The organism is Streptacidiphilus sp. EB129, from assembly GCF_041262645.1.
Classification (GTDB): Bacteria; Actinomycetota; Actinomycetes; order Streptomycetales; family Streptomycetaceae; genus Streptacidiphilus.
On record NZ_JBGCCS010000044.1, the window covers coordinates 1 to 20,648 of the forward strand.

The window sequence follows — 20,648 nt, forward strand, 5'->3', positions numbered from 1 at the left end:
CGGCGAGAACGTCACGGTGCCGACCTTCGCCAGGCCGCGGGCGTCGACGGTGACCAGGACGGTCGGCGTGCCGAGATCGTGGTCGGCGATCCAGTTCAGCTGCGGCTCAGCCGAGCCGCCGGGCGCGAGCGCCGCCGAGTCGGGTGGCGCCTGCAGGCTCACGACCGGCACCGAGGACGTGGCCGCCGCACCGGCCGGCGTGGACGCGAGGCCAAACCCCGCGACCAGCGTCACGGTGGCACCGGCCACGGCGACGGCCCGGCGCAGCCGTCGCCTCCCGGCCCCTGGGCGTTCCGTGGGTGGTTCCGCTCTTCGTAACATCGTTCCCCCTACTGCCGTCGCGCCCCGTCGTCGCGACCGGCCCGGGATCAGGGTGCCCGGTTTGCTCGTGTGGAGTCCTCTTTCCCGTACAACTCCGCACACCCCGCGCGCTTGCGACGCTATGACGGCGGGGTGCGGCGCGGAGCTGGCGTACGGCCGTGAGCGCCGGTCAGCTCTCGAGCTGCGACTCCAGCGGGCAGACCTCGAGTTCCTCGAAGTTCTGCGCGCTGACGCTGATCAGGTCGCCCTGCGGCGACAGGGTCCACTGGGTGCCATAGCCGTACCAGGACACCCAGTACCCGCGCGCCCAGTAGTTGTTCTCGCTGTCGACCGAACGGACGTTGTGGTACGCGGAGGTGTTGATCAACCACGCCGCGCCGCCCTCACCGTGGTTGTGGTCGGCCGGGCACCACTCGGAGCCGGTCTCCCAGACCATCCCGCCGAAGTCGGTGTCGGCGTAGAGGCACACATTGCCGGTGGTGCAGCCGTAGAACGCGGGCGACATCTTGTTGGTGCTCGCGGGCCGGGACAGGAACCTCATTCGAACGTCGTGCGGGTAGCTGATGGTGTTGCCGTGGACCACGCCGCCGGGCTGCAGGGCGAGCTGGTCCTTGATCGCCGCCGCGATGGCGGGCGTGACCACCTGGCCGGAGCCCGTGCCCGTCGCGGCCGAGGCGCCCGTCGCGGCCGTGGCGCAGGGCACGGCCAGCGCCGAGAAGGCCAGGCAGGCGAAAGCGGCGGTCAGGCCGCGCAGACGGTTGAGTGCCATGGATGTTCCCCCGTGGTGACGATGAGCGGTTGATGGCTGGAACCCTGTGCCACCAGACGCCGTGTGCGGCTCAGCTGCGACGCTGAGCGCCCTGCCCGGTGGTCACGTTGATGTCAGACGCCTGGGTGCTGCTTGAGTCGGCCTTGCGCCGAGCGAGATAGGAGGTGGCCGGCGGTGCCGGCCGCAACCGAAGACGTGGTCAACGATCGACCGTTGGTACCCCAACGGCTAGGCTTTTGCGCGAGGATGCAAAAGGTCTGGGGCCCGCTCGCCGGCACACGGGGGATGCCAGGTTGATACGGATTGGTCTGTCGACGGTTGATGTGGAGCGGTTGCGGGTAGCTGACGCGCCTGACTTCGGGTACGAGCTCGCGCTGGGCGGGGCTCAACTGACCGACCGGGCCTCCAGCCGCAGGCTGGCGACGTGGCGGCTGGAGGTCGCCCGCGGCTGGAACCCCAGCCACAGCAGGCTGTTCGATCTGTACACGAGCCTGTACATGCCGGCGTTCTTCGATCAGGTCGCCCACGCAGCACCGTCCCGGCTCGACCTTGAGTCCCCACCGGCTACCGCTCATCTGCGGGACCTGGCCCGATCCGGCGCCCTGACCCCGTTCACCCGCGCGCTCGCCGACGGTCACCCGGGTGCGGTGAGCACGCTGAACCGCATCCTCACCAGCTTCCGCACCACGGGCCTGGACCCCTACCGCCGAAGGATCACCTCTGCCATCGCCACCGCATCAGCCACGGCAGGAGTCCGGGCCGTGATCGGCGGCACCGACGACATGCTGAACTCCCTTCATCCGTCAATCCGCTGGGACGGCCGGAGACTGCTCCTGAACACCCGCGTCGACGCCGAGGAGTCCCTCGAAGGGCGTCCCTTGATCTTCCAGCCCACAGCGCTAGCCACCCAAATCATGTTCGACCCGCTGGCCGACTCGGTGACAGTCACCTACCCCGCTACCGCCGACGCCATCACCCGCGACCCCGAGCTCCACGCCCCGGCCCAGGCCCTGGTATCACTCCTGGGAGCAACAAGGGCAGCAGCACTGGTCGCCGTCGTCAGCACACCGACCCTGACCACCGGACAGCTCGCGGCGACCCTCGGAGTATCCGCCGCAGCCGCCTCGCGACACGCCTCCGTCCTACGCGAGTCCGGCCTCATCACCACCGTCCGCAACGGCCAAACGGTCCACCACGCCCCGACCCGACTCGGCACAGACCTGGCGCACGGATCAACCATCGGCACCAAACCTGATGGGCTGTCAGCTCCCAAGTCAGCGCCCGCCCTGCGGTGACTGCCGCTCAGCACCCCCGGCCCCCGGACCCAGAGAAGCTGGATGCCCGGCCAGCGGCGGGGGTGCCTCGTATGTCTGAGCTTAAGCTCAGGCAGCCGGGGTCCGAACGTCCGCCGCAAGGAGGGACCGGTTCTCCCCCGCACGCGAGAGCCAGTGCAGTTCCCGCGCGAGGGAGAACCGGGCCAGGCAGGGCCGGTGCCGGGTTGATCACTCCCGGCCGGGCTGCCATGCTTCCCGGGACCCGGACCGCCTCGCAGCCGCAGGGCGCACCGGCGTTCTCGGGGGAGGAACGCGGATGGCGGACGCCGACATCGACAGGGACTGCGCACCGCGGGACACGGTGCCACAGGACGCGGTGCCGCAGGACGTAGTGCCGGGGAAGGCCGTCTCGCGTCGTCTCGACGGGCTACGGGACTGGTGGGAGTTCGGGAGCACGGAGTGCTCCACGCCGAGATCCGTGGTCACCGGCGCGATTATCGGCTTCTGCCTCGCACTGACGATTTGCGCCCACTACACCGGCCACAGTCGCACCGTCGCACTGATGCTCGCTTGGAGCATGCTCCTCAGCATCCCCCTGCTGGCCTGTCTGTGGTGGACCCTGGAACAGCCGAAGGCCGGCCTGTCGGCGATGCTCGCCGGCGCGCTGCTGGCCGCGGGGACCGTCCTGGTCTGGGGCGAGGTCCCACCGGGCCAGCGCGACCTCGCGCCCGCCTGGTCGGCGGCCACCGAACAGCCGCTCGGCACCCAGGCGGTGGGCAGCTGGGCCACCGGGGACCTTGTGGTCCGGGTACGGCCGGACCGTGTCGTCGCCTACCGCGCCGCAACCGGTACTGTCGCCTGGACCTGGACCCCGCCGGGCCAGGACGTGGTCTGCGCCATGAGCCGCGCCACCGGCCAGAACACCGGCCTGCTCGGCCACGCCGCCCACGACAGGCCATGCGGCACCGCCGTGGCACTCAACCTCGCGACGGGCGCCCCCCGCTGGGACCGCGACCGTCGCCGCGCCGCCCCGCTCCGGCGACCCGACCGCCCCTGACCTGCTCGCCGTCGCCGGCAGCACGGCCGCGCTCCACGCCGCCGACGGCTGGCATGCCGTCAGCCTCGCCGACGGCCACGACCTGTGGCACAGCGCCACAGGCCAGGGCTGCACCCCGCTGACCGTCACAGGCGACCCCGACTCCGTGGTCACCGTCTCCCGCTGCGGCACCACCGCACCCGTGCTACGCACACTCTCAGCCCTCGACGGCCACCAGCGGCTGCGCACCACGCTGCCCGTCAGCAGCGACCTGACCCACCTCGCAGTCCTCTCCACCGCGCCCCTGACGGCGTGGGTCGACGAAGCCGCCGCACGCGGCACCCACGCCGTGATCAGCTTCGACACCACCGGACACACCCGCGCCACGATCCCGACCGTCGACCAGTACACCCTGGACATCACCCTCGGCTGAAACGGCCATCCCAGCTTCGCCGCCCGTCCCGCATACGGCACCGTCGTGGCCGACGGACTGCTATTGGTGCCTGCGGAGAAGCCGGGCGACGTCCAGGTCACCGCCAAGACCCGCTCCACCACCGGGCGCATCGTCGCCTACTCACTGACCGACGGCCGCACGCAGTGGACCGCCGACCTCAACGACCAGGTACGCGGCATATGTCGCGGTTCAGCGCTGCCATCGTCCGGCGCCGTACGGCATGGTCGCGCCCGGTGCTCCGGCCAGGGCAGGAACACCGGGCCGAGGGAACGGTCGAGAACCTGCGGGCCTCGGAGTCCGGCGGGACGGGCGGGTCCTCAGCGGGCCATGCTCACGATGCCCGCGTTCCAGGTCAAGTCCTCCGTGTCGCGCGTCAGCGTGATGCGCGCCGTGGTCCCGGTCCGCGGATCGGCGCTTGAATTGTTGGCGTGGGTCGATCCGGGGGCGTACTCGGTGGTGAACGTGGTCCCGCTCGGCAGCGATGAGGGATCGAAGGTCACGTAGTAGGACGTCGGGTCGCTGGTCGGGTCCAGGTGCGTGAACAGGTACTTGCCGTCAGCACCGGTCCTCGTGGTGGATACGACGTTACCGGACGTGTCCTTCAGGGTGATCTTCACGCCCGGGACATGTGGCGAGTTGGGCGCGAGGATCCCGTCATGGGGCACGTCGTACCAGACCGTCCCTCCGAGCTCGGTATCGGTTCCTGGAACGGGGCCGACCGCCATCGCTGCGGTGGCAGAGGAAAGGCCGAGCGCCGCCACGGTAGCGCAGGCGGTCAGGAGGAGGCGGGAACGCACTGTGGGCTCCAAACGATCGGTGCTGAACGCCATCAGGATTGCCGCGCTGGGACGGGCCCCCTGGCATTGCCGCCCCCCGGTGGGCGAGTCGCTGCGCCATACGGGTGAACCCTGTCCGCCGCCGGCTCACACCTGCCGCGCCAGACTCCAACGCCCCCGACAAAGCCAGCCGACCTGACCTGCGACATCCCAAGTTCGCTGTCACGAAATGACGTTGTCCCAACTGCGATGGCAAACGTCCCGGCTCCGCTGTCACGGGTCAGCAGGCGCTGCTGCTGCTTCACCGTGCCGCGTCTTCCAGCAGGCGGTGGAGCGGCGCACGGCCTGGTACACGCACCGAGCCGAGCTGCGCACCGACGGGCAGCTGCTGGACAGCTTGGACGCGGTGGTGATGCTCTAGGTGCGGGCCGAGCTGCGGGCGCGGGACTGGGACCACGACTGGCCGCCGCTGCTGGCGGAGGCGTTGATCCCGGGGCGGTGGCCCGGGTCGCGGGACGGCGGCTACCCGGAGAAGGTCCCGGTGCGGCTGCCCGCCGGGCTGGTGACGCGGGTGCGCTCGGCGTGCTGGTTCACCTCGGCCGAGGCGGTCGGCCAGCTGCGGGACTGGCGCGACCAGTGGCCGGACGCGCTGCCTACCAGGGCGTTCCGCTACGAGCACGAGGACGAAGCGCTGGCCGCGTACGAGAATCTCGCCGCGAAGGTGACCACCACCGGTGAGGTGTGGCGCTCCGCGATCGGCCGCCTGGTCGAGGCCGTCCCGGCGCTGCTGCAGCGGACTGCCGTCGGCGTGTAGCGGGTTCACCTGTCCCAGTGTTCGCCGCGCAGCAGGCGGCGGTACCCGCCCGGCCGGGATGGCGGGTGCGGGTTCGTCGTCGGGGTGGTACTCGAAGACGTGGCCGGCCGGGCGCGGCTGATCGCCCGCAGCCTCGGCTTCGAGGCCGAAGGCCTCGTCCTGGGACGCGGGGTGCGTCCCGCAGGTGGGACACGGAGCGGCGGCTGCTGCCTGGAACCAGGCCTCGTGCTGGCGGCGTTCGGCGCGCTGGTTCTCGCGTTCCTCGGCCTGGAGGCGTTCGTCGCGGCGGCGGTGGTCGTCGGGGTTGTCCAGGGCCTGGTCGAGGGTTTCCCAGTGCTGGTGGCCGTAGCGCCACCACACCGCGCCGGTGGGGCCGTGATGCTGGAGCCGGTCCAGGGTGGTGGCCAGCACGGGGACGGCGTCGCGGTAGTCGGTCCAGTCGTCCTCACCCGTGCACCAGGATCGAAGGCCGCTCCAGGTCGGTCGGCTGAGCTCGCGGACCCGGGTGATGCGGTTGAGCATGCTCAGCTCGCCCGCGCCGGTGAAGACCAGGGCCACCGGCGGATGGCCCTCGCAGCCCGTCGGCTGGTACAGCGTGCGCCAGTACGGGAGTTGCCGGCCGTCGGTGTCCTTGGTGGTGCGGCGGAAGAACCGCTGGTAGCGCTCCGGCTTGGCGGCGATCGTCTCCGGGGTCTCGGTACGCCGGTCGACCTCCACCAGCAGCACCGGCAAACCCGCCTCGGGAGCCTGCAGCACGCCGTCGGCGCGTACCGTGTTCCTCTCCCCCGCCGCGATCGGGTGGCCGACCTCGGTGGCCCACGACCACACCTCCCCGACCCCGGCACTGCCGTCGGTGCCGCCGGTGCCGCCGGTGCCGCCGGTGGTGAACGCGACGACCGTCTCGTTCACCACCATCGCGTGCTTGGCCCCGGCGCGCCCCGCACCCCGGGCAGTGCCGCCCAGCGGTGTGCCGGTCGACAGCTCGGTGCCCGCCGCCTCCAGGCCCGGCCCGGTCAGCGCCCACAGCCTCTGCGCCTTCGCTTGGCTGCTCGCCTGCGGCTGGGCGCCGATCCGGCCCTGGGGCCCGGCGGTGTTGCCGACCGCGAGCACCAGACCGTGATGGGCCAGGTCCCCCAGCGCGTTGCGGACCGTCTTGTTGTCTGTCAGGTGAGGCCGCGTCAGCCGCATGATCTGCTCCGCGGTCGCCACCTTCAGCACCGCCAGTACCGCGAGCGCGTCCGCGCGCATCCGCGACGTCGACCCGGCCGGATACAACCCCGTCGCCTTCACCACCGGCCCGCCCCGTTCTCTGATCCGGCGTCACCGCGCTTGCGCACCTGATCCTGCCGGGTACCGCTGACACCCAGGGCGCAGCGCGCCGCCCGCCCCGAAGCCTCTCCCTCCACACCGACACACAGGGAGAGAGGGTCGTCGTAGTTGTGGGGGCGGCCGGCCAAGGGGGGTGGCCTGGACAGATCCAGGCCTGTGTGTGGGAAGTGCCGGTAGTGGTCGCGGCCGTGGCGCCGGCAGGAGATGCGGCGTCATCCACGGCAGCCAGGTGCGGTGAGCCATCGGCTGACCGCGCGGCTCCCTGCCACGTCCCCACGCTGGCAGGACCTTCGCGTGTGCTGCGTGCTGCGTGCTGCCGGCCGGGGTCAGCGCTGCGGGATCGGTTCCGGAGACCAGTCGAAGCGGGCCGTCCCCTCCAGCCAGTGGCCCGGGTGCAGCTCCGCCGCCTTGAGGACAGGTTCGACATCGGCGGCGCGCTGGCGGGCCTTGTGGAACCGGATGGTCACCATACGGTCGCCGTACTTGTTGCGGCAGTGCTGCCAGGGCTCGACACCGCACGCGGGACAGGCCTGCTCCGCTGTCATCCGCCACGCCCGGGCCAGAGCCGACGCGCGATCCGCGTCACTGACCGTACTCTGCCGCACATCCAGCCCGGCGCACAGCCGCGCCACGTCGTCCACCACCACGACGTCCGGCGTTCCGTCGGCCCCGTTGCGCAACGCCAGCACCACATCGCCCGGCCCCAGGCGCGTCAGCGGTATCCGCTTGTGCGCGATGTCCCCACTGCCCCTGCTGATGAACCCGTTCTCCGACAAGACCAGCAGTGTCACGCTCTCATCGGCCAGCGCGGGCCAGTCCCGGCACCGACTCAACCGCGGCAACGGCCTCGTGTAGAACTCCATCAACCCACCCTGACAGCACAAGCAACCGGCCGTCAGGCACTCCTCACCACCCGGCACACCGACATGCCGGCGGCCGACGACTGGTGACTGGTGACTGGTGACTGAACCGGCTCACCGGCGCGGTCACCAGTCCCGCCCCTAAGCAGGTGTCAACAAAATCGATCTTTTTGTGTCAACTGGCGAGAAAAAGTCGACCGAGTGGACCAGGTCAGCCCGCTGAACTGGTGTCATTATCTCGAAAAGTCGCAACGGCTCGTGCCTATCGGCCAAGGCGATTACTGATGACCCATTCGTCGGGACCAATAGTCAAGGTTGCCGCGTGCGGCCAGGGTCTCGGGGTGCTCTCGGCCAGACACCCGCTCCCGAATAGGCACCAGCTCCCGGAAGAGATCACGTGCCTTCGCCGCATCCCCTGCCTCCCCAGTCCAGATTCCCAGGTCGGCGCGTGAGGCCAGAGTCTCGGGGTGCTCTGGGCCGAAGACCCGTGCACGAATTGGCAACAGCTCTAGGAAAAGATCGCGTGCCTTCGCCGCATCCCCTGCCTCTCCGGTCCACCGGGCAACGTTGGCGACTATGACCAGGGTGTCGGGGTGCTCTGTACCGGAGACCCGCTCGCGAGTGGGCAACTGCTCCCGGAAGAGATCACGTGCCTCCGCCGCATCCCCTGCCCTCCCGATCCAAAAAGCGAGGTTGGCACTTACAGTCAAGGTTTCGGGGTGCTCCGCGCCGGAAACCCTCTCGCAGATCGGCAGCAGCTCCAGGAAAAGATCACGGCTCTTTTCCGCATCTCCCGCCTGCCCAGTCCATCGGGCGAGGTTGAAGCGTACGGCTAGAGTTTCGGGGTGATCAGAGCCGGAGACACGCTCGCGAATTGGCAGCAGCTCCAGGAAAAGATCGCGTGCCTTCGCCGGATCGCCGGCCTCCCCAGTCCAATAGCCAAGGTTGGAGCGCGCGGTCAGAGTGTCGGGGTGCTCAGGGCCGGAAACTCGCTCGCGAATAGACAACAGCTCCCGGAAAAGATCACGGCTCTTCGCCACGTCCCCTGCCTCCCCGGTCCATCGGGCAAGGTTGGCGCGTACGGCAAGGGTGTCGGGGTGCTCAGGGCCGATGGATACCTCGTGGGCTTGCGCGAGCGTTTGCCACCATGTGCGGGCGGTGGCATAGTCTCCGCTCACCCCCAGAGACTCGACCAAGCGCGACATCGGCGACCCGAGGAGGTCGGCAACCAGCGCGGCATGGGGCAGCAGGAGTCGGCAAGCCGGCCATGCCGCACGCGCCGTCGGGTCGGACGGAACCGCGGCCTCTACCAGTGCCCGGACCACGGCAAGCCACGCAGCACTCTCAGGCGACCCAATCTGTTCACGGGTTACGTCCTGCACGAGACGGTGCATGCTGAAGACCTCGCCGGGAGGTCCGATCAGACTATGGCGACGCAGCCCGGCCACCGCGTCATCGAGCGCTAGAGGCTCGGCACACAGCGTACGCACCTGCACGAGCACCTCGGCATCCAGGCTCGCCTCATCAACCGTGAGATTTTCCGGGAGCAGCAGGCGGAACGGGATGTCCTCTGGAGCGAGGAACGCTGCGATGCGCAGCAGTATCAGCGATCCTCGGCTCGATGCCTCCAACTCAGCAAGAGCCAACGACCAGGTCGTAACCACCGGAGTCGCGTGCGCCGTCGGAGCCCCGCGGGCAAGAAGCGCGCTGCGGCTGGTGCGCAACAAACCCAGGTACTGCTCCAGGCTGCGCCCGGTAGTCTCGACGAACGCAGCCGCCTGCGCCATCGCCAATGGCAGCAACCCCAACTCGCGCGCTATCGCCTCCGCTGACGCCACATCCCTGGACATGGTCCGATCCAGTAGAAACCCCACCGCCGCCCGCACGTCGAGGGTGGGCACCTCGAGCGCCTGCTCGCGCGGCCAGTGCCCATCCTGCGTAGTCACCAGCACATGCCCAAAGCCCTTCGCCGGCAGCCAACCGCGAGCCGCGCTATGGTCCTTGACATTGTCGAACACCAGCAGCCACCTACCTGGGTGCACGGCAAGCGCTGCATGCACGGCAGCCACCGGGTTCCCACCCCCTGCGGCATCGAGCAGCTCCGCCAGTTCGTGGAACTGCGCGAGCAGGTCGGTGGCCTGCTCCGCGTGGAAGATCCACACGATCTGGAAGTCGAACAGATGCCTGTATGCGTATTCCAGGGCCGTCGTGGTCTTGCCCACCCCACCAAGCCCGCTCAACGCCACCACGCCAACTCCCTGACCGATCGACAGACGCGTGTGCAGATCCTCGAGCAGCCGCTCGCGTCCTGCCACCAGGCCCGGGCGCGGGTCGAGCCGTACCGGCTGCCCCCAGGCGACCCGCTGCTGGTACGTCACCTGCACCGGCCCCGCCGAGCCGATCGAGATCCCACCCCGATCCGCCGACACCCCCGCCACCCAGCCAGCCCCGCCGACCGTCGGTCCCTGTGTGCCGGGTGCGGTCATGCCTGGCCCGCGCCTGGCACCTGAAGGGTTTCCGAAGCTCACATCCCCCTGCACAAACCCAGCGGCAAACGATCCGCCACCGGCCTGCACCCGCACGTTCCCTCCGACCGACACACCGCCGTCCCCGCTGCGGACCGACTGCAACCGGCGCGCCAAATCCTCAAGCGCCGCCGCGAACTCGGGATCTCGCTCCACAGCGTCCTCGAGCGCGAGCACTACCCGTGTTCGCGTGCGCGCCGAAGGCTCTGCCGCTCCCTGATCGGCCTCCTGCGTCAGTCTCTCCAGCGACGCATCCCCGGACAGCTTGCCCGCCACCAGCGCGTGCAACCTCTCACTAGCCAGATCGACTGTCGCATCGACCGCCTGGTCCACCTGCTGGTCTGCCCGCAGTGCTGCCCGCTTGCCCTTTCCCACGAGCCACGCGAACACGTACCCGACCAACAGTTCCGCACCCACCATGACGCACTCCCACCAGAGTGAACCGGGATCACAATTCTGTGATGCTAACCCCTATGTTGGCCAGGGCTCGTGCAAGTTCCGTGGTTGCGCTGATGGTTGGGTAGCAGCCGGTTGGGGTGCATAGGCGAGGGCCGAAGTCCGTGAGCGGGTATGGAAGTTGGCCGCAGCCGACGCCCCGGATGCGGGTGGCCAGGTCATCGTGGACATCGATGGCGTGCTGGTGCTCGCGCACTCCGAGAAGCAGGACGCCGCAGCGACGTGGAAGCGGACCTTCGGGCACCACCCGCTGGTCGCGTTCGTCGACCACGGCCGGGGCGGCTCCGGGGAGCCGGTGGCCGCACTGCTACGGCCCGGCAACGCGGGCAGCAACACCGCCGCCGACCACATCACCACGACCCCTACGGCCCTGGCCCAGCTGCCGAAGCAGTACCGGCGCGGCCGCTCCGCGCGGCGGCCGGGCTGGTGATGTCAGGCCATCAGGCGGCGTTGCCAGCCTCGCGTGCGGCGTGCAGCTGAGCCAGGGCCTCCTCGCGGATCTCGGTCCAGGGACGGCACGCCTCCACCGGCGGCAAACCGTGCTCGGCAATGTCCTCCAGCGCGGCGGCGAACTGGTCGGACCGGACCCGTTCGGCGGCGGCCCGGGCGCGCAGCACGCCAGCGGCGCCGGGCGCGAGTGGAGTGCGATCGGGCAGCAGGGCGTCGGACTGCTCGGACATGGGGCTCCAGTGTCGCGGTGGTGAATCCACGCTAGCGGGAGCAAGGGGGCTACCGGGAGGCGCTCGGGAGAATCCCGCCGAACCGTGGCCGTCATCCCTTCCATGCCGGACGGCCCCCCGGTGGCCTGAGGGCCGGCTTCGGCGAGCTCTGCCGGCCACTGCCGGCCTTTGCGGTCCGGTGCGTCGTACTGCTGACCTCGGCTACCGCCGGCGTGGAGCAAGCCGCCAAGGTCCGTCCTGGCCTTGGCAGTGGGCGAGGTGGCCTGAAGGTGGACCTGGCGCCGCGGAGCGCGGCAGGGCGGCGTGGATGCCGTCGGCGTAGAGCAGGCCGCCGAGGTCGGCGCGGGCCTTGGCGATGGGTGAGGTGCACTGGAAGGCGCCGGCGCCGACCAGGAGGGCGAGGTCGGCGACCGTGCGGTGGGCGGTGTCGACCGCGTGGGGCTTGGTGGTGAGTGCCCACAGGTCGGCCCCGGGGTGGTGCTGGTGGGTGAGTCGGGCTGCGGCCGGTGGAGACCTTGGCGCGCAGGGTGCGGGGGACGGTGCTGGACGCCGGCGGCGGTGCCGAGCGCGGTCGCCGCGCCCAGGGGCCGGAAAGACGCGAAGTGCCAGCGGAAGACCTCCAGGCCGCCCCCGGCCTCGCCGAGGAGGTCGCCCTGGTCGACGCGGACGCCGTTCAGGGACAGGCTGCCCCAGGTCCAGGCGCCCAGCCCGGACGGGTCTGCGAGGGTGCGTTCCAAACCCGGGGCGTCGGCATCGACCACGGCCGCGGCGATCCGGCGGCCGGTGTCCTTGAAGAACACCACGAACGCGGACGCCTCCTGGAGACGGGTCCTGACCGCGTAGCAGCACCCGCGCCAGCCGGACGCCGGTCAGCTCGGGTCTGCGCCGGTGTCGCCGAGCTACCCCCGCGGGCGAAGTCACTCTTCGAAGATCGGGAACATTTCGGCATAGGGATCCGGCTCCCCGGTCAACGGGTCGAGTCCGGCGACGAGTCGGCGGCGCTGCTCGCGCCTGCTGACGAACGCTCCAGGACGTCCCCAAAGTGACGTGTCGCCGAGCGGGCATTCATCGAACTCCGCGAGCATCATGCGCGTGAGGAGCTTGACCATGCCGCAGTCGAAGATCGCCCACCGAGACTCTCCATAGGAGACCTGGCGACGCCATGCCACGACGGGCCATTTGTCCGGGTCTGCGTCAGTCATCAGCCAAGCCATCTCGTTGGCATTGCAGCCGGTCCCCCACAGCAGGACGGCCTCCGGGCCAGCCGATACGCCCGGCACGCCGCCCTCCTTCTCCCACACCCAGCGAAGCCCCTCGCTCATGCTTCCGATGTGGCAGTCGCTCAGGCTGGGGACATCGACGGGCAAGGGCGGGAGGATGACCAACTCATCGATGTCACCCACACCATACGTGTCCATGAACGACATGTAGTCGCTCGGCAACCTCGTGCCCAATGCAGCTTCCGCTGCCGCCCAGTCGATACGCTCCTCGCCCCGGTGCTCTGCGGGAACAATCCGCAGCAAAGCCTCTATATCGGGATGAGCAGCCATGATTCAGACTCCTTGAGTACGTCGGCCGCTCACCTTAACCCGAGGCTCCGACAGCATTGCCTTGCCGCCGACCAGAGCGCCCGAGACGACGACGATGGCGTCCCAGCCTCTTCTCGGCGCCGGGAGGCCCTCGCGTGCCCTGGTCTCGATCGTGCTTGGTGGTGTGTGCCTGGCGCGGTGCGGACGTGCTGCTGCGTGGCGGGCCCGTCGATCAGGGATGGTGACCACACGTGGTCGAACACCTGCCCGGCCCCGCCTGGTCACTCGGCTGGGGAATCGTAGCGGCGCCCCGTGCCGTAGGGCGCGCGGCAGTGTTGACGTCGTGTCCGCTCCGTCACCCATGTCCCTTCCGGAGAGCGCATGTCCCAGCGCACCATTCCTTCCTCTGACGTTCCGGCAGAAAGCGGCGCCGGTGTCGGCCGTCGCGCCTTCCTCGGCTCGGCCGCCGCCCTGGCCGCCCTCAGCAGTGGCACGGCCTTCACCACTGCCCCGCACGTCCAGCCGGGCACTAAACCCGTGCCGGCGCCAGCCGCCTCACCCGAGACCTTCCCCAGCGGCGCGAGCCCCGCCGCCAGCCGGGACCTGGCCCGCGAACTGCTCCTGGTCGGCGAGGACGGCAGCGACCTGAACCTGGAGTACCTGAACGTACTGATCGACGGCAAGCTCCCCGCCCGCCCGCACCGCAGAGCACGGCCAAGAAGGTCCTGGTCATCGGCGCCGGAGTAGCCGGGCTGACCGCCGCCACCTTGCTGAAAGCGGCCGGGCACCAGGTCGTGGTCATCGAGGCCAATGGCAACCGGGTCGGCGGCCGCATCAAGACCTTCCGCGGGATCTTCGCCGACAAGGCCCTGCACGCCGAGGCCGGCGCGATGCGGCTGCCCGACTTCCACCCAGCCCACGGGCAGCACTCCCCCGGTCACCTACCGGGCGTTCACCGGCCAGACCTGGACCAACGGCAAAGACGGCGGCACCTTCAAAGCCCCACCCGCCGGCAACCGCACCCAGATCCAGGTCAACGGCTCGGCGCGGGAGGAGGTGATGATCCGGACCTCGCCGTCGGTGCGGGCCTGGAGCACTGCGCGGATCCGTTCGGCCCGCAGCGGCCCCATGTACTGCAGCAGGTCCTCGGGTGCGACCCAGGCGGCTTCGGCGACCTCATCGCTCTGCAGAACCAGCGGGGTGCCGGCGGGCACGGTGCCCATGTCGAAGACGAACTGCACCCCGGGCATATCGCTGACGCTGGTGCCGCCGGCGGTGATCCAGGAGACCGCGAGCAGCCGGCCGGGCGGCAGCTGCAGGCCGGTCTCCTCCGCCAGCTCCCGACACACCGCAAGCTCGGGGCTCTCCCCGGCCTCCACCACCCCGCCGGGCGGACCGAAGGGGGCACGATTGTGGCACTTGACCAGCAGCACCCGGTCCTGCGGGTCGGTGACCACCGCGCAGGCAGCCGAGAAGGCCCGCGGCAGCTGCGCCAGGAAGTGGGCTCGCTGGGCTGGCATCTGCACCCGGGTCAGGGCCTGGCGCACGCCCTCGCGCAGCCGCACGTCCACCAGCGTTTCCAGGGAGCGCCAGTCGGTGCCGTGGACTTCGTCGGCCTGCAGGCGGAAGTCGGTGCGCTCGGTGGTCAGCAGGAAGCAGAAGTCCAGGTGCAGGTGGTCCGATTCGCCCCGGGTCTCCCGGCCGGGGATCGGGAATACGTCGATGTGCACGGGGTCGTCCAGCAACCACACCAGGTCCTCGGGGGCCAGGCCCAGCTCCTCGCTCAGCTCGCGCAGGACCGCCCCGGTGAGTGAGTCGTCCTGCGGCTCCAGGTGGCCGCCGACCGCGGGCAGCCACTTCCCGCTGGCGGCGTGCGCGATCTGCAGGACCTGGCCGTCCGGGTTCAGCACCACGGCGCTGGCCGTCACGTGGCCGCGCCACTCGCGGCGGTCGGTCAGGTCCACGCCCTGGTCCAGCAGCTCCAGCAGCGGCCCCACGAACTCGCGCTGCTCGGGGCGCGCGGCCAGGTAGCGGGACGCCGTACGGCGCAGGTGATCGGCAGTAATGGTCACGGGCGAACACTCCTTGCTCTCTGTGGTCAGCAGAGACTTGCAGCCACCTCTGACATGGCGTCACCCGTCCGTGGCACCGCCCAGTCCCTGACGGACCGACAGGGCTCAGGCTGTCTGTCCGGGCGCGGAGCGGCACGCGGAGTCGGCGGGAACGATGTGGGCGGATTCCTGCTCGCCGGGAGCCTGGCGGGTGCATGCTGGCGCTCATGACCGAAGCGCCCCGACCACGGCAGCGCCGCGTGGTGAAGGAGACTGCGCTGGACCTGGTTGTGCCGTTGCTGAAGGCCTCGCTGGAGCCGGCCTCCCGGGAGGCGCAGCGGCCGATCGATTCCCCGGCCGGGCAGATCATCTCCCGGGTTGTGCGCCGCGACCTGGAGGTCGGCGGCAGGCAGGGCACGATCAATTTGGCCACCAGCCTGGTGTTCACTCTGTCTTACCTGCTCCCGGTCCTGGCGGAGGTTCGTGGCCGCGATCCGGAGGAGATCGCGGCGGCCTTGGCCGCGGCGGTCCAGCGGGAAGGGAACAGCGATCTGGCGCGGGTGCTGGCGAAGGTCCTGACTCCGGCGTCGGCCGAGGTGATGGCCAGGGACGAGGCCGACTTCTACAACCTGCTGCTGTGCCTGGCCGACTTCAAGGCCACCCACGCCCAGGCCGTCGCTCACGCCCTGGGCGATCCGATCGACGAGGTCTGGCAGGAGATCGACGCAGGCCTGCGCGCAGCCGGGGAGGGCGAAAGCATTCCCGGTGGCGCGGCGGTAGTCGTAGTCTGACCCGTGGGTCCTGCCACATCCCCCCGATGGCAGGGCCCACCAGCGTGTGGGCGGCGTGCGGCAGGGCAGACTGCCGGTGGCCGTCCCCGGCGCACAACCCCAGGTCGAGGCCGGGGACGGCCACGCCGCTTCACCCCCAGTCGCCTGGTCCGCCGGCGCGCAAGGTCACGGGGGTGTCCTCGGGCAGTGCGGCCCAGTCGATCATCCAGGCCACGTCGTCCGGGCCCTGGGCGATGCCGACGTCCTCGCCGAAGATCCGCACCGGCCGTCCCGGACCGGGACGGGATTCCATCCGCACACGTCACCGTGCCGTCCCTACAATCCGCGCTGCGACCGACGCCCGCGGTCACACAGGCCGGGACTACGGCACGGAGCGCCTTCCACGCGGCACCGAGGCCGTCGCCGCCCATGTGCTGCACGTGGGCCAGGACGGCATCCGGCTGCTGAAGGCGCTCTACGACCCGCGGGCCCCGATCGGCTTGCGGGACCTGCCCGCGGTCCAGGTGCTGCGGCAGGTGTGGATCCAGCAGTACTGGTACGACGAAGACGGCCAACTGGGCTGGCGCGGGCCGAAGTCCACGCGTGACCGGGCCAGCAGACGCGGAGCAAGGCGACGCGACACCGGCAACCCCGAAGCCCGAATGCCATCGCCAGCACCACGCGGGCGACGGCAAAGGGGCCACAACGCCCTGCTGACCTGCGAAGCTCTCGTGGCTTGCTTGACCCGGATGCCGGGATGCCTGGCACGTCCGGTTCTGAGGGGGCCGGGTCACGGCAACGTGATCCGGCTACCCGACTTAGGGATCGCCCGGGGCGTATCGGCTCCGGTTCCCGCCGACATGGGTGGCGGTGAGGATGCCTGGAGTGGCGGGTTACTGTGGCAGCGGAACTCCTCTGACGGTGATCGAGCCGTTCAGTGGGGGACCTTGGGAGAAGATGGTGGTCCATCCGACGTTCAGGCGCCGAGCGGATGCCGGGACGGTCTGCTCCAGCGTGAGCGTGTCGGAGACGGTGCCGCCTGCCGGGACGGTGATCGGCGCGAGCGGTTGTGCCGTGTAGGAGTTGCCCTGGTCGTCGGTCGCGGTGAAGTAGCTGAAGACCGGCAGGGTCACCGATTCGTGGGCGCTGTCGTGCGCCCTGACCGTCAAACTGACCTTCCCGCCGGTGTTGACGACCTGGACGACGGTCACGGTCAGGGGGCCGTTCTCGGCGGACCACGCGCCGGTCGTCGTCGCGCCGACGGGAGCTGCCGGGGTCATGGTGTGGCTTCCGGACGCGGTCGGCTGCCAGCTGGCGGGCGGGGCCGTCGGGAGCCCGGTGGGCCAGCCGGCGGGCGGCGCGGGGACCGGATGGGTCGCGCCTTGGCTTCCGCTTCCTGCCTGGTCTGGCCCGTCGTTCATTTGGAACCCCATGAATACGCTGAACGCGACGAACAGGGTGAGGAACGCAAGCGCGACCGCCGTCAGGAGCAGTTGCTTGGGCTGCTCGCTGGGTGGAATGCCAGTGGCCCGGTCGGGGCGTCCAGCGGGGTATCGAATCACGACTCTGTCACCGCGCACCACGGTGTTCGGTCCGCCCGCCTCCTTGAACCGCCGCACCTGCCCGTCGGAGGCGGTGAACTCGTAAACGTGATGCCAGGCGCTGCTGCTGTTGCTGCTGACACCGTGCTGCCCGCGGGTGGTTGTGATCGTCGTCACCACATAGGCGGCGACACACGACCCCTCGGCCGTGATCCCGCTGTTCCAGGCGGCCCGCAGCCGCCGCATCCTCAGGACGACCGCCACCATCATGGCGATGCCGAAGGCACCCAGCAGCCCGGGTACCACGACAAGGAGCATGTCTGTCATGACTCTTTCCAATGCATCTTGTTGAGCAGCCGTCATCCTCTGCGGAGACACCGCTGGCAAGCTACCGGCTGGTAGGCCATCGGCCCACCCCCACAAGACGGCCTCCCAAGCCCCCATCTGGGGGCCCGAATGTATACGGCAGGCAATATCCAGTGCCTGCCGGGACGCCGCCAAGGCGGGCGCTCCTTCAGTTCAGCGGCGGTACGTTCGCCAAGCGCGCCGGCATGTCTGATCACGGCGTTTCGCATGCTGTGACGTGTGTTGATCCGTGACGTCAGCCTTGTGCGTCGGGTGACGCTGAGGGTGCCGTAGGCTCAGCCTGGGAGCCAGATCATGGCGGGCACAGCCCCACGGTCGGTGTCCTGGGCTCCAGGTCACCGGACCGTGGGGCTGTGCTCTTCGTCCAGTGGTGGGCCTTGCCAGGCGCGGCGCTAGTCAGCGACGCAGGGCCAAGGACGACGGTGCGGCGGCATGTGGAGGATCAGCCAGCGATCTGGGCGTACTGCCAGTTGGTGGAGCTGCCCGTGTTGGTGGCGTCGCCCGCGTAGCTCACGTATTCGCGGAAGGTGAGGCCCGGCCAGAGCTTGTCGTAGGTCAACTGGACGTGGCTGCCGTTCAGCAGCGTGGCGTCCGGGTCGGACAGCGTCACGTTGATCCAGGAGCCGTTGACCAGCTGCTGGATGTGCGTGGTGACGGGCTCGCCGGACTTGTCGGGCGCGACCTCGATTTGCAGCTCCGGCCAGTTGCCGACGCCGGCCAGGTAGACGGTGTAGCCGTCGGCGCCGGCCGAGCCGTTGATGAAGCGGGCCGTGATCTGCGCGGCGGTGTTGATACGCACGTGGGCTGTGGCGGCCTTGTCGCGCGAGTCCCCCGTGAACTTGGCGACGAAGGTGGCGTTGTGGGCCGCCTTGACCCAGGCGGTCAGGTTGCCGTGGGCGTCGACGCGGCCCTTCTTGACGATCGAGCGGTCGTTGTCGATCTCGACGGTTCGGTTGCTCGCGGTCGGGCCCAGGTGGGCGGACAGCGCGACCCACTGGCCGTACTCGGCATGGGTGGTGCTGGCCTTGAGGGTCAGCGAGGTCGGGCTCGCGGCGGTGGCCGCGATGGCCGGCGTGGCGGCGGCGACGGCCAGGACAGCGGCGGTGGCGGCCACAGCGGTGGCTGCAGTGGTGGCCGCAGTGGTGCGGAGCTTCACAGAAGTATTACCCCCAGAGAAAGCACGCGCGATCCGTGCGTGCCCAAGGAACCTGCGATCAAGGGCAGAAGGCTGAAGCCGGCCCGGCATAGGGCCGACTATGACCCACTGGGTGCCAGCGGGCGGTTACATCAGGCAAAGGAGATCATCCGACTTGCTCGGGGACCAGGAAGAACCACCGGACGAACTACGGGACGAAACCCGCCACTGGTGCGCCTGAGGACATGTGCTCTGCTCGCCGATGCTGGCTTCGTGGCGCACTCGGGCCTGCGACATCGGCTCGGCTCTGGCGCCAGCCCCGCGCGATTCCGCTCGATCAGCGTGGTTACCTGGTGCTCGGTCAGGAGTCGGGCCTGGTCCGGGGGCCGCTGCGGCCGGTGCCGGCCAGCTGGAGCAGCCAGAGCGTCTTGTGGCGGAGTGTCCCGGGCGGGACGTATACGGGGCTGGCTGTCGTCCGAGATGACCGGTCGAGCACAATGATCACGACGGTCGGGGGCCGTCTGTGGACGGGGAGGGGACCACCGTGACCACTGTGGCGGCCGACGAGCAGCGGACACCGCTCATCAACGACGCCGCGTTCAAAGCCGAGGCGCATGCCCGCTACGCCGGCCTGCGCGGGCGCGGCAGGGTCCAACGGGTGCGGCAGCCCCGCGGGCTCGACCTCTACTTGGTCCTGGACTACGAGCTTGCCCGCGTCGCCCTCACCCACCCTGACCTGCTCAAGGACCCGGGCACCGGTCGCGAGGCCCTCGACGCCGCAGGCGTCCTTGCCTATCAGGGGCGCGGCCAGGGATTCGGCTCCCACATGCTGATGTCCGACCCGCCCGACCACGCCCGCCTGCGCGGACCCGTCGCCCGGTCCTTCACTCCGCGACGTGTCGGCGCCCCGCTGGCCCGCCTCGAAGGCACGGTCGCTCTGCACACACTGCTCCACCGGCTCCCGGGCCTGCGCCTGGCCGGAACCGGCAAAGACCTGACCTGGACCCAAGGCGGCATCATGCACGGCCCACTGGCCCTACCGGTCCGCATCTGACGACACGCCCGGCGTCGGCCCCTCCGCTGGGATCGGGAGCGGGTGTTTCTCCGGCGAGATCGGGAGCCACGGTGCGGAGGGGGCTCCCCCTTCACCCCCGTAGAAATCAAGGCACCTTATCCGTCCCCAGACCGGAGGATCGCATTCTTGTCGGGGGCATGTCGCGGAACGGTAACAGGGGCAACCGGGCCTGTGTGGGGGACGTGTGGAGGCTTACCGGACATCTGGTGCCCGCCCGGGGCACGCCCGGTCACCTGAGGGGGTCTTTGCCATGACCGCACGTCGATCGCTCGCCGCCGCTACCGTGGCCGCCACGGTTCTCGCTCTCGCGGCCTGCGGTGGCCACACCGGCACCACCGGGGCGGCCCCGCCGTCACCGAGCACCCCCTTGGCCACGACCACCACGCTCGCCGCCACCACGCCTGACGCCGCGCCGACCTGGTCAACGCCCACGGCCACGGCCTCCCCCTCACACGCGCCGCGGCGGCCCACCGCGACCCCGTCGGCCGACAATTGCACGGCCGCCGCGCGGCAGCCCGGGCACATCGTGGTCCACGCGCGTTCCGCGACCGGGACCGGGCTGACCGCGACCGCGACCCGGCTGCAGTGCGGGGCGGACGTCATGAACGACATCGAATACGACCCGGTCGGCCCCGCACGAGACTGGGCGTTCGCGCCCGGCGGGGTCACGGCCGAGCTGATGAACGACCAGCCGGCCGCCTTCCAGGTCGACCTCGCGACGCTGGTGCGGACGGTGAACGCCTGCGCCACGATCCCCCACCAGAAGCCGCCGTTCGAGTGCTTCGGGGGTAACGACTACGACATCGCCCTGGACGCCCAGGGACGCGTCAGGACCATCCTGCAGCTCTTCCACCCCTGAACCCACGCCGGCAGCACGGCGTGCGACG

General features: G+C 70.2%; 18 protein-coding genes and 3 pseudogenes. 9 read left to right on the forward strand and 12 right to left on the reverse strand.

The window, feature by feature from the left end; all coding sequences use genetic code 11:
- Together ABH925_RS32850 and ABH925_RS32855 are read right to left on the reverse strand one after the other, a co-directional pair.
- Positions 1–321, reverse strand: a pseudogene (locus ABH925_RS32850) (hypothetical protein); the annotation flags it as partial.
- Between the two features lie 169 nt (positions 322–490).
- Complete coding sequence (locus ABH925_RS32855) at positions 491–1,090, reverse strand: hypothetical protein (RefSeq protein ID WP_370154014.1); 600 nt, start codon at positions 1,088–1,090, stop codon at positions 491–493.
- Positions 1,091–1,422: 332 nt separating this feature from the next.
- Here ABH925_RS32855 and ABH925_RS32860 point away from each other — a divergent pair, with 332 nt between their 5' ends.
- From ABH925_RS32860 to ABH925_RS32870, 3 genes are all read left to right on the forward strand, one after another.
- On the forward strand, positions 1,423–2,385 hold the full coding sequence (locus ABH925_RS32860) for a MarR family transcriptional regulator (RefSeq protein WP_370154016.1): 963 nt from the start codon (positions 1,423–1,425) through the stop codon (positions 2,383–2,385).
- Positions 2,386–2,680: 295 nt separating this feature from the next.
- A complete protein-coding gene (locus ABH925_RS32865; RefSeq protein WP_370154017.1) occupies positions 2,681–3,421 on the forward strand; it encodes a hypothetical protein in 741 nt (246 codons plus the stop codon).
- Between the two features lie 181 nt (positions 3,422–3,602).
- On the forward strand, positions 3,603–3,833 hold the full coding sequence (locus ABH925_RS32870; RefSeq protein WP_370154019.1) for a hypothetical protein: 231 nt from the start codon (positions 3,603–3,605) through the stop codon (positions 3,831–3,833).
- 338 nt (positions 3,834–4,171) lie between these two features.
- Here ABH925_RS32870 and ABH925_RS32875 read toward each other — a convergent pair whose 3' ends face one another.
- The 4 genes from ABH925_RS32875 to fxsT all read right to left on the reverse strand — a co-directional run bounded on the left by ABH925_RS32875 (position 4,172) and on the right by fxsT (position 10,578).
- On the reverse strand, positions 4,172–4,684 hold the full coding sequence (locus ABH925_RS32875) for an SdrD B-like domain-containing protein (protein ID WP_370154021.1): 513 nt from the start codon (positions 4,682–4,684) through the stop codon (positions 4,172–4,174).
- 247 nt (positions 4,685–4,931) lie between these two features.
- Positions 4,932–6,737 carry a replication-relaxation family protein gene (locus ABH925_RS32880; RefSeq protein ID WP_370154023.1) on the reverse strand — a complete coding sequence of 602 codons (1,806 nt, stop codon included), beginning with the start codon at positions 6,735–6,737 and terminating at the stop codon, positions 4,932–4,934.
- Positions 6,738–7,099: 362 nt separating this feature from the next.
- Entirely contained in the window at positions 7,100–7,636 is a 537-nt protein-coding gene (locus ABH925_RS32885; RefSeq protein ID WP_370154025.1) for a hypothetical protein, read from the reverse strand.
- A 275-nt stretch (positions 7,637–7,911) separates the two neighbouring features.
- Positions 7,912–10,578, reverse strand: a complete 2,667-nt coding sequence (gene fxsT, locus ABH925_RS32890) for an FxSxx-COOH system tetratricopeptide repeat protein (RefSeq protein WP_370154027.1) — start codon at positions 10,576–10,578, stop codon at positions 7,912–7,914.
- A gap of 124 nt (positions 10,579–10,702) precedes the next feature.
- Between fxsT and ABH925_RS32895 the strand changes: the two are divergent.
- A pseudogene (locus tag ABH925_RS32895) lies at positions 10,703–11,020 on the forward strand (transposase); the annotation flags it as partial.
- A gap of 34 nt (positions 11,021–11,054) precedes the next feature.
- On the opposite strand, the gene ABH925_RS32900 reads toward ABH925_RS32895, so the two are convergent.
- Together ABH925_RS32900 and ABH925_RS32905 are read right to left on the reverse strand one after the other, a co-directional pair.
- Positions 11,055–11,294 (reverse strand): hypothetical protein, encoded by a 240-nt coding sequence (locus ABH925_RS32900; RefSeq protein WP_370154029.1) that lies wholly within the window; start codon positions 11,292–11,294, stop codon positions 11,055–11,057.
- Positions 11,295–12,211: 917 nt separating this feature from the next.
- Positions 12,212–12,844, reverse strand: a complete 633-nt coding sequence (locus ABH925_RS32905; protein ID WP_370154030.1) for a hypothetical protein — start codon at positions 12,842–12,844, stop codon at positions 12,212–12,214.
- Positions 12,845–13,204: 360 nt separating this feature from the next.
- Between ABH925_RS32905 and ABH925_RS32910 the strand changes: the two genes are divergently transcribed.
- A complete protein-coding gene (locus ABH925_RS32910) occupies positions 13,205–13,570 on the forward strand; it encodes a hypothetical protein (RefSeq protein WP_370154034.1) in 366 nt (121 codons plus the stop codon).
- Positions 13,571–13,575: 5 nt separating this feature from the next.
- Positions 13,576–13,668, forward strand: a pseudogene (locus tag ABH925_RS32915) (FAD-dependent oxidoreductase); the annotation flags it as partial.
- Between the two features lie 96 nt (positions 13,669–13,764).
- Here the strand turns inward: ABH925_RS32915 and ABH925_RS32920 are convergent.
- Positions 13,765–14,895, reverse strand: coding sequence for an NUDIX domain-containing protein (locus ABH925_RS32920; RefSeq protein ID WP_370154036.1), 1,131 nt, complete (start codon positions 14,893–14,895; stop codon positions 13,765–13,767).
- A 206-nt stretch (positions 14,896–15,101) separates the two neighbouring features.
- Here ABH925_RS32920 and ABH925_RS32925 point away from each other — a divergent pair, with 206 nt between their 5' ends.
- Positions 15,102–15,665 carry a hypothetical protein gene (locus ABH925_RS32925; RefSeq protein ID WP_370154039.1) on the forward strand — a complete coding sequence of 188 codons (564 nt, stop codon included), beginning with the start codon at positions 15,102–15,104 and terminating at the stop codon, positions 15,663–15,665.
- A 130-nt stretch (positions 15,666–15,795) separates the two neighbouring features.
- Here ABH925_RS32925 and ABH925_RS32930 read toward each other — a convergent pair whose 3' ends face one another.
- The 3 genes from ABH925_RS32930 to ABH925_RS32940 all read right to left on the reverse strand — a co-directional run bounded on the left by ABH925_RS32930 (position 15,796) and on the right by ABH925_RS32940 (position 18,707).
- Entirely contained in the window at positions 15,796–15,957 is a 162-nt protein-coding gene (locus tag ABH925_RS32930; RefSeq protein WP_370154041.1) for a hypothetical protein, read from the reverse strand.
- Positions 15,958–16,537: 580 nt separating this feature from the next.
- Positions 16,538–17,512 (reverse strand): hypothetical protein, encoded by a 975-nt coding sequence (locus tag ABH925_RS32935; protein ID WP_370154043.1) that lies wholly within the window; start codon positions 17,510–17,512, stop codon positions 16,538–16,540.
- Between the two features lie 481 nt (positions 17,513–17,993).
- A complete protein-coding gene (locus ABH925_RS32940) occupies positions 17,994–18,707 on the reverse strand; it encodes a hypothetical protein (protein ID WP_370154045.1) in 714 nt (237 codons plus the stop codon).
- A gap of 523 nt (positions 18,708–19,230) precedes the next feature.
- On the opposite strand from ABH925_RS32940, the gene ABH925_RS32945 reads away from it, so the two are divergent.
- Together ABH925_RS32945 and ABH925_RS32950 are read left to right on the forward strand one after the other, a co-directional pair.
- Entirely contained in the window at positions 19,231–19,740 is a 510-nt protein-coding gene (locus tag ABH925_RS32945) for a hypothetical protein (RefSeq protein ID WP_370154047.1), read from the forward strand.
- A gap of 271 nt (positions 19,741–20,011) precedes the next feature.
- Positions 20,012–20,620, forward strand: a complete 609-nt coding sequence (locus ABH925_RS32950) for a hypothetical protein (RefSeq protein ID WP_370154049.1) — start codon at positions 20,012–20,014, stop codon at positions 20,618–20,620.
- Positions 20,621–20,648: the final 28 nt, after the last annotated feature.

Excerpts from the sequence above, each read along its gene's own strand:
- ABH925_RS32930 (WP_370154041.1), bottom strand. The coding sequence starts at position 15,957 with ATGGAATCCCGTCCCGGTCCGGGACGGCCGGTGCGGATCTTCGGCGAG.
- ABH925_RS32950 (WP_370154049.1), top strand. The coding sequence starts at position 20,012 with ATGACCGCACGTCGATCGCTCGCCGCCGCTACCGTGGCCGCCACGGTT.
- ABH925_RS32935 (WP_370154043.1), bottom strand. The coding sequence starts at position 17,512 with ATGACAGACATGCTCCTTGTCGTGGTACCCGGGCTGCTGGGTGCCTTC.
- fxsT (WP_370154027.1), bottom strand. The coding sequence starts at position 10,578 with ATGGTGGGTGCGGAACTGTTGGTCGGGTACGTGTTCGCGTGGCTCGTG.
- ABH925_RS32885 (WP_370154025.1), bottom strand. The coding sequence starts at position 7,636 with ATGGAGTTCTACACGAGGCCGTTGCCGCGGTTGAGTCGGTGCCGGGAC.
- ABH925_RS32910 (WP_370154034.1), top strand. The coding sequence starts at position 13,205 with ATGTCCCAGCGCACCATTCCTTCCTCTGACGTTCCGGCAGAAAGCGGC.
- ABH925_RS32865 (WP_370154017.1), top strand. The coding sequence starts at position 2,681 with ATGGCGGACGCCGACATCGACAGGGACTGCGCACCGCGGGACACGGTG.
- ABH925_RS32855 (WP_370154014.1), bottom strand. The coding sequence starts at position 1,090 with ATGGCACTCAACCGTCTGCGCGGCCTGACCGCCGCTTTCGCCTGCCTG.
- ABH925_RS32900 (WP_370154029.1), bottom strand. The coding sequence starts at position 11,294 with ATGTCCGAGCAGTCCGACGCCCTGCTGCCCGATCGCACTCCACTCGCG.
- ABH925_RS32925 (WP_370154039.1), top strand. The coding sequence starts at position 15,102 with ATGACCGAAGCGCCCCGACCACGGCAGCGCCGCGTGGTGAAGGAGACT.
- ABH925_RS32905 (WP_370154030.1), bottom strand. The coding sequence starts at position 12,844 with ATGGCTGCTCATCCCGATATAGAGGCTTTGCTGCGGATTGTTCCCGCA.
- ABH925_RS32875 (WP_370154021.1), bottom strand. The coding sequence starts at position 4,684 with ATGGCGTTCAGCACCGATCGTTTGGAGCCCACAGTGCGTTCCCGCCTC.